Origin of the sequence: Sporosarcina luteola (assembly GCF_023715245.1) — a bacterium.
In the GTDB taxonomy this organism is placed as follows: Bacteria; Bacillota; Bacilli; order Bacillales_A; family Planococcaceae; genus Sporosarcina; species Sporosarcina luteola_C.
In genome coordinates, this window is record NZ_JAMBNV010000001.1 from 1,321,434 (window position 1) to 1,340,649 (window position 19,216).

The 19,216-nt window shown below is 46.2% G+C and carries 17 protein-coding genes and 1 other annotated feature (1 of these 18 running past the window's edge); of the genes, 15 read left to right on the plus strand and 2 right to left on the minus strand.

What is annotated here, in order from left to right:
- Position 1 precedes the first annotated feature (1 nt).
- From M3152_RS06160 to M3152_RS06195, 8 genes are all read left to right on the plus strand, one after another.
- Positions 2 to 871, plus strand: a complete 870-nt coding sequence (locus M3152_RS06160; protein WP_251694304.1) for an aminoglycoside phosphotransferase family protein — start codon at positions 2 to 4, stop codon at positions 869 to 871.
- An 11-nt stretch (positions 872 to 882) separates the two neighbouring features.
- On the plus strand, positions 883 to 1,605 hold the full coding sequence (locus M3152_RS06165) for a YebC/PmpR family DNA-binding transcriptional regulator (RefSeq protein WP_251694305.1): 723 nt from the start codon (positions 883 to 885) through the stop codon (positions 1,603 to 1,605).
- A 220-nt stretch (positions 1,606 to 1,825) separates the two neighbouring features.
- Positions 1,826 to 2,431, plus strand: a complete 606-nt coding sequence (ruvA, locus tag M3152_RS06170; RefSeq protein ID WP_251694306.1) for a Holliday junction branch migration protein RuvA — start codon at positions 1,826 to 1,828, stop codon at positions 2,429 to 2,431.
- 30 nt (positions 2,432 to 2,461) lie between these two features.
- Positions 2,462 to 3,466: a Holliday junction branch migration DNA helicase RuvB gene (ruvB, locus tag M3152_RS06175; RefSeq protein WP_251694307.1), complete on the plus strand. Its 1,005-nt coding sequence runs from the start codon at positions 2,462 to 2,464 to the stop codon at positions 3,464 to 3,466.
- Between the two features lie 41 nt (positions 3,467 to 3,507).
- Positions 3,508 to 4,548 carry a tRNA preQ1(34) S-adenosylmethionine ribosyltransferase-isomerase QueA gene (gene queA, locus M3152_RS06180; protein ID WP_251694308.1) on the plus strand — a complete coding sequence of 347 codons (1,041 nt, stop codon included), beginning with the start codon at positions 3,508 to 3,510 and terminating at the stop codon, positions 4,546 to 4,548.
- A 38-nt stretch (positions 4,549 to 4,586) separates the two neighbouring features.
- Positions 4,587 to 5,726: a tRNA guanosine(34) transglycosylase Tgt gene (gene tgt / locus M3152_RS06185; protein WP_251694309.1), complete on the plus strand. Its 1,140-nt coding sequence runs from the start codon at positions 4,587 to 4,589 to the stop codon at positions 5,724 to 5,726.
- Positions 5,727 to 5,762: 36 nt separating this feature from the next.
- Entirely contained in the window at positions 5,763 to 6,032 is a 270-nt protein-coding gene (gene yajC, locus M3152_RS06190; protein WP_251694310.1) for a preprotein translocase subunit YajC, read from the plus strand.
- 118 nt (positions 6,033 to 6,150) lie between these two features.
- Positions 6,151 to 6,792 carry a DUF421 domain-containing protein gene (locus tag M3152_RS06195; RefSeq protein ID WP_251694311.1) on the plus strand — a complete coding sequence of 214 codons (642 nt, stop codon included), beginning with the start codon at positions 6,151 to 6,153 and terminating at the stop codon, positions 6,790 to 6,792.
- Here M3152_RS06195 and M3152_RS06200 read toward each other — a convergent pair.
- Entirely contained in the window at positions 6,786 to 8,333 is a 1,548-nt protein-coding gene (locus M3152_RS06200) for a putative polysaccharide biosynthesis protein (protein ID WP_251694312.1), read from the minus strand. The genes M3152_RS06195 and M3152_RS06200 overlap by 7 nt on opposite strands.
- Positions 8,334 to 8,399: 66 nt before the next feature.
- On the opposite strand from M3152_RS06200, the gene M3152_RS06205 reads away from it, so the two are divergent.
- The 7 genes from M3152_RS06205 to dtd all read left to right on the plus strand — a co-directional run bounded on the left by M3152_RS06205 (position 8,400) and on the right by dtd (position 17,291).
- Positions 8,400 to 8,708, plus strand: coding sequence for a post-transcriptional regulator (locus tag M3152_RS06205; RefSeq protein ID WP_251694313.1), 309 nt, complete (start codon positions 8,400 to 8,402; stop codon positions 8,706 to 8,708).
- A 133-nt stretch (positions 8,709 to 8,841) separates the two neighbouring features.
- On the plus strand, positions 8,842 to 11,115 hold the full coding sequence (secDF, locus tag M3152_RS06210) for a protein translocase subunit SecDF (RefSeq protein ID WP_251694314.1): 2,274 nt from the start codon (positions 8,842 to 8,844) through the stop codon (positions 11,113 to 11,115).
- 95 nt (positions 11,116 to 11,210) lie between these two features.
- Positions 11,211 to 11,549 (plus strand): LapA family protein, encoded by a 339-nt coding sequence (locus tag M3152_RS06215; protein WP_251694315.1) that lies wholly within the window; start codon positions 11,211 to 11,213, stop codon positions 11,547 to 11,549.
- A gap of 108 nt (positions 11,550 to 11,657) precedes the next feature.
- Complete coding sequence (gene recJ, locus M3152_RS06220; RefSeq protein WP_251694316.1) at positions 11,658 to 14,006, plus strand: single-stranded-DNA-specific exonuclease RecJ; 2,349 nt, start codon at positions 11,658 to 11,660, stop codon at positions 14,004 to 14,006.
- Positions 13,997 to 14,509: an adenine phosphoribosyltransferase gene (locus M3152_RS06225; protein WP_251694317.1), complete on the plus strand. Its 513-nt coding sequence runs from the start codon at positions 13,997 to 13,999 to the stop codon at positions 14,507 to 14,509. Before recJ ends, M3152_RS06225 begins: the two co-directional genes overlap by 10 nt.
- Before the next feature lie 125 nt (positions 14,510 to 14,634).
- The gene (locus tag M3152_RS06230) at positions 14,635 to 16,830 is read left to right on the plus strand and encodes a RelA/SpoT family protein (RefSeq protein WP_251694318.1); all 2,196 of its coding nucleotides are present in this window, start codon (positions 14,635 to 14,637) and stop codon (positions 16,828 to 16,830) included.
- Positions 16,831 to 16,850: 20 nt separating this feature from the next.
- A complete protein-coding gene (dtd, locus tag M3152_RS06235) occupies positions 16,851 to 17,291 on the plus strand; it encodes a D-aminoacyl-tRNA deacylase (protein ID WP_251694319.1) in 441 nt (146 codons plus the stop codon).
- A 143-nt stretch (positions 17,292 to 17,434) separates the two neighbouring features.
- Here the strand turns inward: dtd and M3152_RS06240 are convergent, their stop codons facing one another.
- The gene (locus M3152_RS06240) at positions 17,435 to 18,991 is read right to left on the minus strand and encodes an SH3 domain-containing protein (protein ID WP_251694320.1); all 1,557 of its coding nucleotides are present in this window, start codon (positions 18,989 to 18,991) and stop codon (positions 17,435 to 17,437) included.
- 117 nt (positions 18,992 to 19,108) lie between these two features.
- Positions 19,109 to 19,216 (plus strand) — a binding site (T-box leader) (it continues 126 nt past the right edge of the window).

The window sequence follows — 19,216 nt, forward strand, 5'->3', positions numbered from 1 at the left end:
TATGGCGCTGGAAAAGGAAATCCGGAAAATAAAAAAGAATGTCTGGAAGATGGTGGAAGGGGATGCGGCCTATTCTCTGAAAAGGTATACATCCCGATCGACAGCCGTGAAAGTGGAATATGTACACCGACAGCTGCAAGCAATCCGATTTCCGCACATTATGCCAGTAATTCCAACTGAAGATCCGTTATTCATCATGCAACCATGGATTGAAGGGACGAAAGCCGTAAACTTCAGGCGCAGGATTGATCGGACCGATTCATTAACAGCACTTCAAGCATTGCACAGAACGAAGGAGCAGATCGATTGGGACGCCTCCCCTTATCTGCATAGATATCAGCTCCTGGATAAATGGCGGGAGAGATTGGATCGATTCATCGATCATCGTGATGTGTTGGGAAATTTCATACGGATACAAGCGATTGACGAAATCATCATGTATGGGGAGGAAGCCCTTCCTGTATTGAAGAAGAACTATCGTCAACTTTCAGGTCATACGCTCTTGCATGGAGATGTCGTCCATCACAACATTCTCCGTGATGGCAACGGGCTCATTCGTTTCATCGATTTCGATCTTGCGTGTGCAGGGCCCCCCGGAACCGAGTTGGCGCTTTGGATGCACCGCGTCTTGCCGAATGTGTGTTATAATTTGGAGTTTCTTCTGGCGGAGCAATCATCTTTAAGCGATCTGGATGATGCTTCGATGTCCATGCTGCTTTATCCGAATGAATTGCTAAGGGAATGGCTGCACCTGTCGAGCATGCCGGAACCGAAGCAGGAAAGTCTTGCGAAGAAGCTCATCCCCTTTACGGAATATGCACTCTCTTCATGGCCGAAGCTATGGTATGATATAGAACGGAACATGAAGTAGGAGGATGCATAATGGCTGGCCATTCAAAGTGGAAAAATATCCAGAACCGTAAAGGGGCGCAAGACGCAAAACGAGGTAAAATCTTTCAAAAGATGTCAAGGGAACTATATGTAGCGGCGAAATCAGGTGGCGGAGATCCTGAAATGAATCCCGCGCTCCGTCTAGCAATCGAGAAATCGAAAGGCTTCAACGTCCCAAATGATGTCATAAAGAGAGCAATCGATAAAGCGACCGGTACAGGTGCGGATGAAAACTATGAAGAAGTCGTCTATGAAGGATATGGACCTGGAGGAGTAGCGGTTCTTGTACAATGTCTGACAGAGAATCGAAACAGGACAGGGCCGAATATCCGTGTAGCTTTCAATAAAAACGGCGGCAGTTTAGGGGAAAGCGGTTCAGTTGGCTATCTTTTCAATCGTAAGGGACGTCTGTTCGTTGAGCGTACAGAGGAAACCGATGAAGAAGCGATTATGCTAGCTGCGCTTGAAGCGGGAGCTGAGGATATAGAGTCAACGGAAGACGGCTTCGAAATTATTACAGAACCCTCGAGCTTCATGGAAGTGAAGGAATCCCTTGAAGCTGAAGGACTTGAATTTATTTCAGCAGAAGTTGACATGATTCCAACAATCTATACAGAATTACAAGGTGAAAACGCCGACCAATTCGAAAAAATGATTGAGGCATTGGAAGACGATGATGACGTACAAAACATCTATCATAACGCAAGTGAATGAGCCGCCTCGTCTGCGGCTTTTTTTATTTGTCCAGCTCCGTGTGGCAGCATCTCGGGTCACTTCGATCTTGAAGCAAAAGGCAAAAAGCGCCTTTTGTCCAAGCCCTCCATCGCCTGTCGCAGCTAACCGCCACACTGCGCATTTCGTTGACATCCACATCGATAGGTAGAAAACGCGTTCGTATGCTATAATAGTTTCGATACTTTAGGGGGAGAATGTCTTGTACGATTATATTAAAGGAATAATTACACGGGTGACACCCGAATACATAACGCTTGAACAAGACGGCATCGGTTGGCAGATAATGACACCAAATCCATATGCCTTTCATCAGACGGATGAGATCCAGCAAGTGTTCACATATTTGCACGTCCGTGAAGATGTGCAATGGCTCCTCGGATTCAAGTCACTTGAACAGCGCGAACTGTTCAAGAAGCTCATCACTGTTTCCGGAATTGGTCCGAAAGGCGCGCTCGCCATATTGGCTAGCGGCATCCCTTCACAAGTTATTGGCGCAATCGAAAGGGAAGACGAAGCTTTTCTCGTACAGTTCCCGGGAGTCGGAAAGAAGACGGCTCGTCAAATGATCCTAGATTTAAAAGGAAAGCTGGGAGATTTATTCACAGAAATCGAAATGCCTGATACGGATGTAACATTACTTTCCATGGCTGAAAACGGCGCATTGGAAGAAGCGATCCTCGCCTTGCAGGCACTTGGTTATTCGCAGCGTGAATTGGCGAAAGTGAAAACGGACATGCAGAAGGAAGAGTTGGATACGGAAGGCTATATGAAGCTCGCATTACGTTTGCTTCTAAAACATAAATAACAATATACAAAGGAAGGAGGAGCGGCAGTCATGGAACGGGTCATTTCAAGTGAACAATCCAATTACGACGACAGTTTTGAACAATCTTTGCGGCCCCAGACGTTGCAGCAATACATTGGACAGGAGACCGTGAAGGATAATCTCGGCATTTTTATCCAAGCCGCAAAAGGCAGGAGTGAAAGCCTTGACCATGTCCTATTATACGGTCCGCCTGGTCTAGGGAAAACGACGCTGGCGACCGTTATCGCAAATGAAATGGGCGTCAATGTAAAGATGACGAGCGGCCCGGCAATTGAAAGGCCAGGAGATCTGGCTGCCGTCGTTTCATCTTTGGAACCGGGCGATGTCTTGTTCATAGATGAAATCCATCGGTTAAATCGATCGATTGAGGAAGTGCTCTATCCCGCGATGGAAGACTTTTGTCTAGATATCGTTGTCGGAAAAGGTCCTTCCGCAAAATCGATACGTCTCGACCTTCCGCCTTTTACGTTGATCGGAGCGACAACGAGGGCGGGTTCTTTATCCGCTCCGCTCCGTGACCGTTTTGGCGTGCCGCTCCGCCTTGAATATTACGGCGAAGGCCCGTTGAAAGAAATCGTCATCAGAAGCGCCAATCTATTTGATGTCAGCATAGATGCAAATGCGGCGGTTGAAATCGCAAGGCGCTCGAGAGGAACGCCGAGGATTGCGAATCGCCTCCTGCGCCGGGTGCGGGATTACGCCCAAGTGCGAGGAGACGGCAGCATCACAATGGATATCGCAAAAGAAGCGCTCGAAATGCTGCAAGTCGATTCACACGGTCTCGATCATATCGACCATAAACTGCTCATCAGCATGATCGAACGGTTCCGAGGCGGTCCGGTCGGGATTGATACGATCGCCGCAAGCATTGGGGAAGAATCGATAACAATCGAGGACGTTTACGAACCTTACTTGCTGCAAATCGGTTTCCTCCAAAGGACCCCGCGCGGCAGGATTGCTACGCGTCTTGCTTATGACCACTTCGGTTATGCTGTGCCTGACATGCTTTCGTAGGTTATTCAATACTTAAAATATAGAAGGAGTTCACCCGCATTATGGATGTAAATGATTTTGATTTTGAATTGCCGGAAAGTCTCATTGCTCAAACGCCCCTCGCAGACCGGACTGCGAGCAGATTGATGGTTTTGGATAAAGTGACGGGCGACGTAAAGCATCGTCAGTTCCGTCAAATTGTGGATGAACTGCAGAAAGGTGACGTCATCGTCCTGAACGATACACGAGTTCTGCCTGCCCGCTTGATTGGTACAAAAGAAGATACAGGCGCGTCGATAGAAGTGCTTCTGCTGAAGGAGACGGGCTCGAACGAATGGGAGACGCTCGTAAAGCCTGCGAAGCGAGTGAAGGTAGGAACTGTCGTAACATTCGGGGATGGCAGGCTGGAAGCGGAATGCACTGAAATCCTGGAGCAAGGCGGTAGGATCTTCAAATTCCGCTATGAAGGCATTTTCTATGAAATACTCGAGTCCCTCGGACAGATGCCACTTCCTCCGTACATTACAGAGACGCTTGACGATCAATCGCGTTATCAGACTGTCTTTGCAAAAGAGAGAGGTTCGGCCGCAGCACCTACTGCTGGACTTCATTTCACTGAAGAAATCCTTCAGGAAATCAAAGACAAAGGTGTCGGTGTCGAATTTATCACCCTGCATGTCGGCTTAGGAACATTCCGACCGGTCAGCGTAGATGTAATCGAAGAGCACACGATGCATTCAGAGTATTACCAAGTGACCGAACAGGCTGCGACAGCAATCAATGAAGCAAAAGCGAGAGGCGGCAACGTCATTGCGGTCGGAACGACTTCTGCGCGGACGCTTGAGACGATCGCTTCGCAAAATGACGGGAAAATTATTCCGACGAGCGGTTGGACATCGATCTTCATCTATCCCGGGTATCGTTTCAGCATTCTCGACGGCATGTTGACAAATTTCCACTTGCCGAAATCGACATTGATCATGCTAATTTCAGCGCTGGCTTCACGCGAGCATGTACTAGCCGCCTATAAGGAAGCAGTACAGGAGAAATATCGCTTCTTCAGTTTTGGAGATGCGATGTTCATCAAGCCAAATGCAAAGTAAAGGGATATATATTCCCAGAATGGAAAGGATCGTATTAAATGGCAGCAATTACTTACGAACATATTAAAACATGCAAGCAGACTGGAGCGCGGCTCGGCATCGTCCATACGCCGCATGGTTCATTCGAAACACCGGCATTCATGCCTGTCGGGACACAGGCGACGGTAAAGACAATGTCTCCTGAGGAATTAAAGGAGATGGGCGCAGGAATCATCCTTGGCAACACCTATCACCTTTGGCTCCGTCCGGGACATGACATTATTAAAGAAGCGGGCGGTCTCCATAAATTCATGAACTGGGATCGGCCGATTTTGACGGACTCAGGTGGGTTCCAAGTATTTTCACTAAGTGAATTCCGGAAGATCGAAGAGGAAGGCGTCCATTTCCGCCATCATTTAAACGGAAGCAAGCTTTTCCTCAGCCCTGAAAAAGCGATGGAAATCCAAAATGACCTCGGTTCGGACATTATGATGGCTTTCGATGAATGTCCTCCGTATCCTGCTACATTCGAATATATGAAAGCGAGTGTGGAGAGAACGTCCAGATGGGCGGAGCGCTGTCTAAAAGCGCATGCGCGTCCAGAGGATCAAGGGCTTTTCGGAATCGTGCAAGGAGGAGAGTTCGAGGAGCTTCGAAAACAGAGTGCGAAAGACCTGATTTCACTCGACTTCCCCGGATATGCAATCGGTGGATTATCTGTCGGTGAGCCGAAAGATGTCATGAACCGTGCTCTTGAATTTACGACTCCTTTATTGCCGGAAAACAAACCGCGCTACTTGATGGGCGTCGGCTCGCCCGATTCCTTGATCGACGGGGCAATCCGCGGGGTGGATATGTTTGACTGTGTATTGCCAACCCGAATTGCAAGGAACGGTACGTTGATGACGAGCGAAGGCCGTCTCGTCGTGAAAAATGCAAAATACGAGCGAGATTTCGGCCCGTTGGATCCGAATTGCGATTGCTATACGTGCAAAAACTATAGCCGGGCATATATCCGCCATTTGGTCCGTGCAAATGAAACGTTCGGCATCCGGTTGACATCCTATCACAATCTGTACTTCCTGCTGCGTTTGATGGAGCAGATCAGGGAAGCGATCCGCAACGACCGGCTCGGCGATTTCCGGGAAGAATTTTTTGAACAATACGGATTTAACAAACCAAATGCAAAAAACTTTTGAATCTTGTATAATAAACCGAGTAGAGGGGGGAATAAAATGAATGGTGATATGTTAGGTACGTTGCTTCCGATTATTGCAATGTTCGCAATCATGTGGTTCTTATTGATTCGACCTGCACAAAAAAGGCAAAAACAGACAAAGTCAATGCAAGAGAGTTTGAAGCGTGGCGATAAAGTCATTACAATCGGCGGTCTTCACGGCGTGATCGATGCTGTTGACGACACTTCCGTATTTTTGAAAGTCGCAGACGGCACAACTTTGCAATTCGATAGACAAGCTGTCGGTCGCGTTGTCGATGCATCTTAATCACGTTTAAGTTCAAAGAGGCGGTTCCACAGTGAAGAAACTGTGAACCACCTCTTTTTCGTTTGCGTATATTCCTGATTGGGAAAAGGCATGCTTTCCCCATAAGGAGGGATACGTTATGAATGATTTCATAATCATCGGTTTCAGGACGATTTTCTTATATGTGTTCATTCTCATCATTCTCCGGATGATGGGAAAGCGGGAAGTTGGCGAATTGAGTGTCATCGATATTGTTGTATTTGTCATCATGGCGGAAGTCGTAGCGGTTGCATTGGAATCACCCGATAAGAAGTTGAGCCACTCAATCTTCCCGGTGCTTCTTCTGCTAGGCATCCAATTGCTCACTTCATTCCTATCTTTAAAGAGTAAAAAATTCCGGGATGTCGTCGATGGAGACCCTACGTTGATCATAGAAGATGGAGTGATCCAAGAAGAAGAAATGAGAAAGCAAAGATACAATTTGGATGATTTGTTCCAGCAGCTTCGTGAGCAGCAAATCGGATCCATAAAAGATGTCTCCTATGCCTATCTGGAGCCTTCAGGAAATTTGTCAGTTTTCACACACGAAAACACCCAGCCGGTTCTTGCCCTCATTTCAGATGGAGTCATCCAAAGCCGCCACGTCAAAATGGTCGGTAAATCGGAGGATTGGCTCGTTCAAGAGTTGAAAGAGCAAGGTGTGATTGACGTGGGACAAGTTTTTTATTGTTCCTTAGAAAAAGGGAAACTGCACTTCCAGTTAAAGAAAGGCTTTCAGTAAATTTTCGTCAATCTTTTAATCATGTGGAGATCATTTTTCTTCACTTGCCCGAAAAGCAATAAAATGACAAGAAGGAATACCGTTGTAATGATACATTCCGTCAATAAACCAAACTGCCCGATCGGGATGAAGATGGGCCGAATGACCGCTGTCAGGATGAAGGATGCATAAGGCAGAGCAAACATTGTGAAACCGGCAGCTGCGGCTTTATTTTTCCGCAAAGTCGCGATATGGAGGAATGAAGTGACAAGCACTCCGAATCCGATGGCGAGTACGGCCCCTGTTTCCTGCAGTCCTGGTTGGGAGGCTAATATGAACATGACACCCAATTTCGCAATGCCTCCATATACCGAATTCATCATTCCGGCTTTCGCATCACCGGTCGCCTGCAAAATGGAATACAATGGGCTTTGGATATAGTAAAAGAAAAAAATTGGTGCAAGTAATGACATATAGGAAGCGCCTTCGGTAATATGGAAAAGCTTCTCGGCAAGCGCCTGTCCGTGAATGTAAAATACAGCCGCAGCAAAGGCACCTGTCAAAGCGGAAAGACGCAATGCCAAGTGAATCCGTTCCTGGAGTTTTTTCTTGTTGCTTGAAGCGGCAGCCCCACTCACAGCTGGCACAAGAACGATAGACAGCGCGTAAGGGATGAATGAGGGGAAGAGCAGCAAAGGAATGAGAACGCCCGAAATGATGCCGTAGAGCGATGTTGCGGCTACTGCCCCGACCCCAGCCATTGAGAGGGCGCGCAGAAAAATGATCGGTTCAAGGAACCATGTGAATGTGCCGAAGAGCCTGCTTCCCGAAGAAGGCAGCGCAATGGAAAGGAGCGGCTCCATCGGATATCGCTCTTTTTTTGCAACCGGCTTTCTATCTTGTCGTTTATGTTGATGATATTTGAACCAAAGATAAGCAGCCGACAACGCTTCCGCAAGTAATGTGATGCCCATTGCATAGGCAGCGTTCATCGGGTTGTTATCAGGCACGAGCGCAATTGGCAACAGCCATGTTATCAAGACGATTCGGAACAACTGTTCGATGATTTGAGACCATGCCGTTTCTTCTATTCTAACAATCCCTTGAAAATATCCTCTGATTAATCCGCATACAGAGGCAATCGGAATGATGGCAATAGCTACATACAAGGTTGTGGAAGAAGCCGCATTGCCCAATAAAGTTTCAGATAAATACGGGACAAATAAAATGGACAGCGGGATGAAAATCGCTCCCGTGAAAATCGTAATGAACGTCGCCGTCCTCATTACTGCAGAAAGTTTTGCAGTTTCCCCTTTCACTTTCAACTCCGCAATCACTTTTGCAACCGCAATGGGTATCCCAAGTTGGACGAGTGACAGAAAGAAAATGAAAGCGGGATAGGCAGTCATGTAAATCCCGACCGCTTCTTCACCGGCCACCCGCATGAATTGGATTCGATAAACGAATCCCAATAGCTTGGACATGAAAACGGCAACCATCAGTATGGCAGTTCCACGGATGAAAGTGGACAATAAAAACAACTCCTTCTCAATTCCGGTCATTTCGTATACACTAAATCTATGCATAGGATTGTCTATTTACGACTGAACGGGAAAGGGATGGAGAAGGTGACAATACAGTTCGAACAGATATTTAAACATGCTTTGCCTGCTATTCAGAGCAAAAGAGATGAATTCCGCCTTTATGGCTATCCAACAGTGACGAATGAAGAAATATGGAAATACTGCATACGTAAAAAATGGCGGAAAAACAATGTGTCTACGATGCGCATCCATGAGATTGTAAACGGCGTGTTGTCATTGACGCCTGCGGAATTCATGACCTATACCCAAATCGAGGAACAAAGGGGTTCAAATTGGTTTTCTGATTTGAACAGCGATGAATTGCAACTGCTTCTTTCGCCTAAAAACAAGTAATGTTCGTAGTTTACATGATGTCCAAGTATTTGACAGATGCAAATCTCTGTTTCATAATTGGAGTGTTGTATTTTCTTAAAAACTGTACATAGCAATCTTCTCAACGCTCCACGTACAGAGGGGGAACTAATTTATGAAAAAAAGAAGCCGGATTGTAGCGTTTCTATTACTGCTTGTCATGTTGGGATCTTTGATAGGCGTTACAGTAAGTCCGATTATAAAAGATGTACGTCTCGGTCTAGATCTGCAAGGGGGCTTTGAAGTCCTTTACGAGGTCAAGCCGCTTAAAGGAAAAGAAGGCCAGAAAATTACGGAAGACGTCGTGGCCGATACAGCAGGTGCGTTACGTAACCGTGTCGACGTGCTTGGCGTAAATGAGCCGGTCATCCAAGTCGAATCCAATAACAGGATTCGCGTTCAATTGGCAGGTGTGGAAGATCAGGAAACTGCGCGTGAGCTCTTGTCTACACAAGCAAATCTTACATTCAGGGATGCAGACGACAATCTGATGTTGGATGGAGATGACTTGAAAGAAGGAAAGGCGAAAGCCAACTTCGGTCAAAATGGTAATCCTGTCGTTACACTCGAAATGAAAGACCCGGATAAATTCGGACAAGTGACAGCTGAAATTAAAGCTAAAGCACCCGAAAACGTAATGGTCATCTGGATGGACTTTGAAGAAGGTGTCGATTCATACAAAGAGGAAAGAATGAAGGAAAAACCTAAATTCATTTCCGCTCCTTCTGTAAATGAAGTCATCAATTCATCCAATGTTGAAATTAATGGAAGCTTCACAGTCGATGAAACGAAGGATTTAGCTGGGATTTTGAATGCAGGCGCACTCCCAGTCCATCTTGAAGAAATTTACTCTACTTCTGTTGGCGCTCAATTCGGTGCACAGGCTTTGGATAAAACAATTTTCGCTGGAATCGTTGGTATATCGTTAATCTTCCTTTTCATGCTGGTTTATTATCGTGTACCTGGTTTTGTGGCTGTTGTTACACTATCCGTCTATATTTACCTGATCCTTACTGTCTTCACGGGCATTAACGGAGTCCTTACACTTCCGGGAATTGCAGCTCTGATGCTCGGGGTCGGTATGGCAGTCGATGCGAATATCCTGACGTACGAGAGGATTAGAGAAGAACTCCGTGTTGGGAAATCAGTGAAGTCGGCTTTCTCGGTAGGTGCGAAATCTGCGTTCACTGCCATTTTGGATGCCAATATTACAACTTTGCTAGCAGCTGTCGTCTTGTTCATATTCGGGACAAGTTCCGTCAAAGGCTTTGCAACAATGTTAATCATCAGTATCCTCGTCAGCTTCTTGACCGCTGTTTGGGGCTCACGTCTATTGTTAGGTCTTCTCGTCAATAGCGGGATGCTTGATGGCAAGACAGGACTATTCGGGATTTCGAAAAAACGGGTCCACGCACCTGAAGAAGATGTGGATACGCTTGATTTAACAACGAAATTCGATCGGTTTGACTTTGTTCGTGCCCGTAAGAAATTCTATGTCGTTTCGATGGCATTGATTATTGCTGGCATAATTGTTCTAGGGGTCTTCAAATTAAACCTTGGAATCGACTTTGCAGGTGGTACACGTGTTGAAATCTTATCGGACACCCCTGTAACAGCTGAGGAAATCTCAAGCACCCTTGAGAAAATTGGCCACCCGGCAACGGATATCGTTATCTCTGGAGATACGAACAATATCGGTGTTGTGCGTTACAAGGAAGAATTCAAGCAGGAAACTGTCAATAAGTTCAAAAAAGATCTCGAGGCTCACTACGGTGCTGACCCGAATATTTCAACAGTTTCCAATACAGTTGGTAAAGAACTTGCGGAAAATGCGTTGAAAGCATTACTAGTCGCTGCCCTTGGAATTGTCGTCTATGTCGCATTCCGTTTTGAATGGCGCATGGGAGTTTCATCCATTATCGGACTGATTCATGATGCATTCTTCATGGTTGCGGTATTCAGCATATCGAGGCTGGAGGTGGATATCACATTCATCGCCGCCGTCTTGACGATCGTCGGATATTCGATCAACGATACGATTGTAACGTTCGACCGTATCAGGGAGAACCTTCATAAGCGAGGTAAAATTGAAAGTGCGACAGAATTGGCGGACATCGTCAATAGATCACTTCGTCAAACATTGGGGCGTTCGGTGAACACCGTCTTGACAGTCGTCTTTGTCGTAGTCGCATTGATCGCACTTGGAGCGGAAGCGATCCGTCCATTCTCGATCGCCTTGCTGATCGGTTTGCTTGCAGGAACGTATTCTTCCATCTTCATCTCAGCTCAAATCTGGTTTGACCTGAAGAAGAAGGAACTTGAAAAAACAGGTACATTGAAAGTTGAAAAAGAGAAAAAACAATGGGGTTCTGACGAGCCGGTAGTCTGATGGCTGCAGCTCCAAAGACGTTTTAAACCTCCAAGGAACAGGGTATACCTATGTGTATATCCTGTTTTTGTTTACAAAAAGGAAGGTGGGAAGATATGAAGATGCAATGGTCGTTGATACTCAGTATTCTTTTCGCCATCATCATAGCCATGTTCGCCATATTCAATATTGAATCCGTCCAAGTGAACTACTTGTTCGGAAAAGCGCATCTGCCACTCATCCTCGTCATTCTTTTTACAGCACTGCTTGGTGCAGCCATCAGCGGCTTCATGGCTATGTTCAGATCCATTCATACCAATCGGCAAATCAATGAACTGAAAAAGGAAATGACTGCAAAAGAGATATTAATTGCCTCTCAGCAAAATGAAATTGCGGCATTGCAACACCTTGTGGACCCTCCTCCAAATGTAGATAAAATCGAAGGAGAAATGTAAGCACCCTTGCACGGGTGTTTTTTTATGCATTAATTTGAAGACGATTCGCTTACCCCTTTAAGAGTGTGCCCTCTTCCGATATAATGGGCATAGAGGATGTGAGCCATTTTGATAGAATCGATGAAAACATGGACGGTCAATCGTCCCGATGAAACAATCGTAAATACATTTATGAAAGAGCTTAGTATTCCTTCAATCCATGCTAAAATCCTTGTCTCCAGGGGCTTTTCGGATGTGGAGGAAGCTAAGACCTTTTTACATATGGAAGAAAGTTGTCTTCATGATCCGTTTTTGTTGTTCGATATGGAGAAAGCGGTTAACCGGATTCATCATTCGATAGAAGCAGGTGAAAAGATTACCATCTATGGTGATTATGATGCGGATGGCGTGACGAGCGTCACTGTATTGACGACCGCCCTTGAACAGCTTGGTGCGAACGTTGACTTCGCTATCCCGAACCGCTTTGAACATGGATACGGACCAAATATCGATCTATTCGATGAACTGCATAAAGCGGGGACTTCGCTTATTATCACTGTCGATAACGGCATTTCCGGCTTGGAGGCAGTCGCGCATGCCAAATCCATCGGAATGGATATCATCGTGACGGATCACCATGAAATAGGCGAGAAGCTTCCGATTGCAGACGCCATCATCCATCCGCGGCATCCTGAAGGCAATTATCCTTTCGGTGAACTTGCGGGCGTTGGCGTCGCGTTTAAACTGGCATGTGCATTGCTAGGTGAAATACCTGAAGAACTGTATGAAATCGCAGCAATCGGCACTGTCGCCGACCTCGTTCCTTTGAAGGGTGAGAATAGGTTCCTTGTCAAGGAAGGAATCCGGCGGATGCGGATGTCTGAGCGGCCAGCAATCCAGGCGCTTGTCAAAGTGAGCGGGACTGAACAGCGAACACTTACTGAGGAGTCGCTCGGTTTCATGATTGGGCCACGATTGAATGCGCCAGGGCGGCTAGGAAGTGCAGACCCTGCTGTTCATCTGTTGAAGACGGAAGATAAGATGGAAGCAATGAGCATAGCCCAACAATTGGATACATTGAATAAAGAAAGACAGGCGCTCGTTACGAAAATCGCGGAAGAGGCGGAGCAGGCCTTGGTCGATATGTATGGTGATATGCTTCCTTATGTTATCGTCATTGCTGGGGAAGGCTGGAATCCAGGTGTCGTCGGTATCGTTGCTTCGCGTTTGACCGAAAAGTATTACAGACCGACAATTGTCCTGTCCGTAGACCTCGAGACGGGAACAGCAAAAGGTTCCGGGCGGAGTATTGTAGGTTTTGATTTATTCAAAGAGCTCTCGAAAACTGCAGATCTCTTGCCTCATTTCGGCGGTCATGAAATGGCGGCGGGCATGTCGTTGTCAGTTGAGGATGTGGCAGAATTCCGCAACCGATTGAATGATCAAGGGAAAATAAGCTTGACGGATGAAATGCTTACACCGCAGTTGCAGATCGATGTTCCACTTGAAATCGGTGAAATAGATGTTGACGTGTTGGAAGCGATGGAATTGCTCCGGCCATTTGGCATGTCGTTCGAGAAGCCTGTATTTTTAATTGAGAACCTTTCGGCGTCATCCGTTAGAAAGATAGGCGCAGCGAAAAACCATTTGAAACTTGAATTGTCTGATGGGGTGGATACACTAGATGTTATCGGTTTCGGGTACGGGGAAATCGCCGACCAAATGAGCCCAGGCGTCAAGATGTCCGTCACCGGGGATTTACAGGTGAATGAATGGAACGGACGTAAAAAGCCGCAGATGTTGCTCGACGATCTCCAGTCGAATGATCGACAGCTTTTCGACTTGCGTGGCATTCGTGAACCGAATCGTTGGATTTCTGTCATACCGGACAGAAATAATTTATTTATTGCCTTTCAAGAAACGTCAATTGCCTTTTTCCAGCCAATCTTGAAAAATGTACAGATCCATCAATTCGGGCAAACGGAACTGTCGGAAACCGATCATGTAATCGTATTGGATTTGCCTTCAGATACAGAGCAAATGAAAGAGTTGATCGAAAGGACGAACCCGAAAAGGGTCTATGCTCATTTCTTTGTCAATGAATCATTGTATTTCGAAGGGATTCCAAGTCGCGAGCACTTCGGTTGGTATTATAGCTTTTTGAAAAAGCGTGGTTCGTTTGACTTGCGGAAGCAATCACAGGATTTATCGAAGCATAAAGGTTGGAAGGTCGATACAATTTATTTTATGACAAAGGTGTTTTCCGAGCTTGGATTTGTTAAGATAGAGAATGGTCTTGCCATTGTAATCGAAGATGCAGAGAAGAAAAGTCTTTCCGAAGCTCCATCTTATAAACAGAGAGAGCATCAGATTGAATTGGAACAGATGCTTGTCTACGCGCCATATATGGATTTGAAAAAGTGGTTCGATGAAATTTGCAAAGAAACCGTCAATAGGGAGGAACAATTATGGATTTGAAAAGTTTTGTGACAATCGTCCCAGACTATCCGAAAGAAGGCATTAGCTTTAAAGATATTACGACAATTATGGATAACGGGGAAGCTTATAAATATGCGACCGATCAGATTGTCGAATTTGCTAAGCAAGTGGGTACGGATATTATCGTCGGTCCCGAAGCTAGGGGGTTCATCATCGGCTGTCCTGTTGCGTACGCATTAGAAGTAGGTTTCGCACCGGTCCGGAAACCTGGGAAATTACCGCGCGAGACAATAGCAGTTGAGTACGACCTTGAATACGGCAAGGATTCATTGACGATCCATAAAGATGCCATCAAGCCTGGTCAACGTGTATTGATTGTTGACGACCTGCTTGCAACGGGCGGGACAGTAGGCGCTACAGTTGAACTTGTTGAGAAACTCGGTGGAGTAGTAGCAGGTTGCGCGTTCCTGATCGAGTTGTCGTATTTGAACGGCCGTGAAAAACTTAAAGGTTATGATATTCAAGCACTTATGACCTATTGATGTAAGACCCTCCGCGATGAGCGGAGGATCTTTTTTTATCCATAGGGCTTTACATTCTTATCTGTTTATACATACAATAGAATTATCTTTAATTTTTTGCGGAATTAGTCGAAAGGAGTAGAATGATGGCGAAAAATCGTGACATGACGGCAGAAGATATATTTGAAATCGTTGCCTCATATATGAATGAACAGCATGTCGCGTTCGTCAAAAAGGCGTATGAGGCAGCGAAGGCTGCTCATGAAGGGCAATTCAGAAGTTCGGGGGAACCGTATATACTTCACCCAATTCAAGTGGCTGGAATTTTAGCAGAATTGCAGATGGATCCTTCTACAGTCGCCGCGGGCTTCCTCCATGATGTCGTGGAAGATACCGACGTGAGCCGCGAGGACATTATACGCGTCTTCGGTGAAGAAGTGGCAATGCTTGTCGATGGCGTGACGAAATTGGAAAAGCTGAAATTCAAGTCGAATGAAGAAAAACAGGCAGAGAACCACCGTAAAATGTTCATTGCGATGGCGAGGGATATCAGAGTCATTCTTATCAAGCTCGCTGACCGTCTCCATAACATGAGGACTTTGAAGCATGTCCCGGAGGAAAAGCAGCGGAGAGTTGCAGCTGAAACTCTTGATATTTTCGCACCGCTTGCACATCGGCTCGGAATTTCCACAATTAAGTGGGAACTGGAAGACACTGCGCTTCGCTATTTGAACCCTCAGCAATATTACCGAATCGTCAATATGATGAAGAAAAAACGGGATGAACGTGAAAAGTATTTATTGAATGTCATGGATACAATACGGACGGAAATAGCTGAAATGAGCATCGAAGCAGAAATTAATGGCCGGCCAAAGCATCTATATTCCATTTACCGCAAAATGATCCTGCAAGACAAGGAATTCAATGAAATCTATGACCTTCTTGCCATTCGCATCATTGTGAAAAGCATTAAGGATTGTTATGCGGTGCTTGGAATCATCCATACCTTATGGAAACCGATGCCGGGAAGATTTAAAGATTATATCGCAATGCCGAAACAGAACCTTTATCAATCTATCCATACAACAGTAGTCGGGCCAGCTGGCGATCCGCTTGAAGTCCAAATCCGTACAGAGGAAATGCATAGGATTGCAGAATATGGGGTCGCGGCACATTGGGCGTATAAAGAGGGGAAAACCGTTTCGGAAAAACCGGATAATATTGATTCCAAATTGAAATGGTTCCGCGAAATACTTGAATTCCAAAATGAATCCTCCAATGCAGAGGAATTCATGGAATCATTAAAGTTCGATCTATTTTCGGATATGGTGTATGTTTTCACGCCGGATGGGGATGTCATTGAAATCCCACAAGGCTCGGTACCGATCGATTTTGCATACCGGGTCCATTCGGAAGTGGGGAATCGGACGATCGGTGCAAAAGTGAACGGCAAAATGGTCCCGTTGGATACAGAGTTATTCACGGGCGATATTGTCGAAATCCTCACATCAAAACAATCATTCGGACCGAGCCGCGATTGGTTGAAAATCGCTAACACATCGCAGGCGCGAAATAAAATACGTCAATATTTCAAAAAGCAATTGAGGGAAGAGAATATTACGAAGGGGTCTGAACTCGTCGAGCGGGAAGTTAGGCTCCAGGAATTCGATCTGAAAGCTGTCCTAACTACTGAAAACATTCAGCGGGCGATAGACAAATTCAGCTTTACGTCAGAAGAGGACATGTATGCTGCGGTAGGATCGAATGGAATCACCGCACAGCAAGTTGTCAACAGGCTTGCGGAAAAAATCCGCCGTGAGCGTGATCAACAAGAAGCAATTGATAAAATCGTATCCGATATGAAAACGCCTCAGCCTGTCCGGACAACAGAGTCGGGGGTTATCGTAAGAGGACTCGAGAATCTGCTCATCCGACTGTCGAAATGCTGCAATCCGATACCGGGTGACGAGATTGTCGGCTTCATCACAAAAGGCCGTGGCGTATCTGTACACCGCGCTGACTGTCCGAACATCCTAACCGATGAAGACAATGACCGGCTCATTGAAGTTGAATGGGCGGTCGATATGAATAATGAACGCAAGGAATTCCAAGTGGATATCGAAATTTCCGCATTTGACCGCCAAGGCCTTCTGAATGAAGTGATGATGATGGTAGCGGATTCGAAAACACCGATTGTGGCGGTGAGCGGGAAAGCGGACCGGGACAAACTTGCGAAAATCAGCATGACGATAAAAATTACGGATATCTCCCATCTGCATAGGATTGTCGACCGCATTAAACAAATACGCGATATCTATTCCGTGCAGCGGGTGATCCATTAAGCAGGAGTGTGAGGGTTTGCATGAAGGTCGTATTACAAAGGTCCGGAAATGCTTCCGTAACGGTCGATGGTGAAGTGACCGGATCCATTCGGAAAGGCTATGTTCTCCTTGTTGGAATCACGCACGAAGATACGGAGCAGGACGCAGACTATATTGCAAAGAAGGTTGCAGGTCTCCGGCTTTGGGAAGATGAAGAAGGGAAGATGAACCGGTCAATTGATGAAGTGGAAGGGGAGATCCTTTCCGTCTCCCAATTTACGCTCTATGGAGACGTGAGAAAAGGGCGCCGCCCAAGCTTCATTGAAGCGGCAAGACCGGAAAAGGCAGAACCCATTTGGAATCACTTCAACGAAGCGCTCCGTGAGCAAGGCTTGAAGGTTGAAACTGGTGTGTTCGGCGCTATGATGGACGTAAGCCTCGTCAACGATGGTCCAGTTACGATCATAATCGAATCAAAATAAATGAGATCGCAGCCCATATAAATTACGGGCTGCGATTTTTTCGCAAGGGCTCAATTATTCCGTCAAAGGCTCCATTAATCGCACAAGGGCTCCATTCCATACAAAAAACACCATGGAATCACGAAATTCCATGGTGTTCGTATTTATTTTCCGTCAAAATACTCGAGCAGCCCTTGATAAATTCCGTGGGTTGCCTGTTCACGGAACATTTCAGTCGTCAGAACCCGCTCCTCGGAAGGATTCGATAAAAAACCTAATTCGATGAGGATGGCATTCTGACGATTTTCCCGCAACACTAGAAAATTGGCAGGCTGCGCGCCGCGATTCCGAAGTGTAATCGTCGACGCTAGTCCATCATTGATTGAGCTTGCTAGCGATTTCTGGTTGGAATGTGTGTAATACGTTGTGAATCCGGTAATCGATGTATCTGGATTTGCATCGTAATGGAGGCTGATGAAAGCGTCTGCTCCAGATTGATGGCTAACGGATACTCGTTTGCGCAGTGAAATATACGTGTCGGATTCACGCGTCATGACAACATTCGCACCTGCCGCCTTCAGTTTGGCGGACAGCAACTCGGCAGTCAGCAATGTAAGCAGTTTCTCGTCTGTCCCTTGCATTCCAGTCGTTCCACGGTCATTGCCGCCATGTCCTGCATCGACAACAATCGTAAGTCCGTTTAACGTGCCCGGCGCTCTGGCTGTTTTCTTCTTTTCGGGCGAGAGTTCCACCTGCGCTACCTCCCCAGTTGAAACGACCCATTTAGCAATGAAAGCCGTCTCCCCGGAAGATAGTGAGACATTATACCACTCGCCTTCTTCACCGATTACCGTCAATTTCTCGCCGGCATTAACTCTCGTTACAATCGATGAAGAAGTCGTTGCGGATGATCGCAGGTTCGTACCGTTCGTGAGCACGGTCACTTTTTTGTCGGCAGCCACTTTAGTGTTGCCCTCGGTACTTTTCGCCCCAAGTGTTCCATGGAATGAATAGACCCAGCCGGATGATTTCTTATCTACTGATAACCGGATCCAATTCCCATCAATTTCTTCAATCTTGAAGGATTCCCCTTTGCGTATCAAGCCGACCTTTTTTGACGATAAGCCCGGTGACTTCCTCACATTCAGCGCATCGACCGATACAGTGAATTGCTCTGGATTTTTCACTTCTGGCTTAACTGCTGTACCGGCTTGACCGCTTTCACCGTTTTTACCGTTTTCACTTTGAGGAATTTCAGTAATGTAATCAGTATGTACCCAACCGTCCATGCCGTTTTTGACGATGGAAGCCCATTCCCCTTGTCTGCCAGTCATCACCGCCGCTTCACCTGCATTCATTTTTCCAATGACAGCTGAGCTTAACGAAGGCTCGGTCCGAATGTTCAAGGCATTCACTTTCGAAACGGCGGTCATTGGCGAAAGTTCCTTCGCACCTTCATTTACGACAAGCCACGATGCAATCCAGCCTGTACCAGACCCGAATCTGATCTCATGCCAGTCCCCGGACGTTGCCAGAACTTCGGCGCGTTCCCCTTGTTTCATGGAGCCGGCGACCGGATATGTAAGTCCCGGACCTGTACGTACATTCAGGGATTTCGTATTAATGATGATTGTTTCGCCTTTCGCGGAAATTATCGGCATCTCGCAAACAATTGAAGCGAAAAGGATGATAGCTAGAAGCCATTTGATTAATTTCGACAAACTACCACTCTCCCTTTTTTCCATTGTAGAAGTTTTGGGAAGAAAAAACCACATCGAAATGAAAAAGGTTGACACTTCGTGAATGAATGGCTAAGATTAGTCTTAATTCAAAATCACAATTTGCTGTAGACATGGAAAGTAACTGTATCATAGGCTGACAAGAGAGAGGTGGACGTGGCTGAAATCCACCTTGCAGACGGATATAGTGAACAACACCATCGAGGC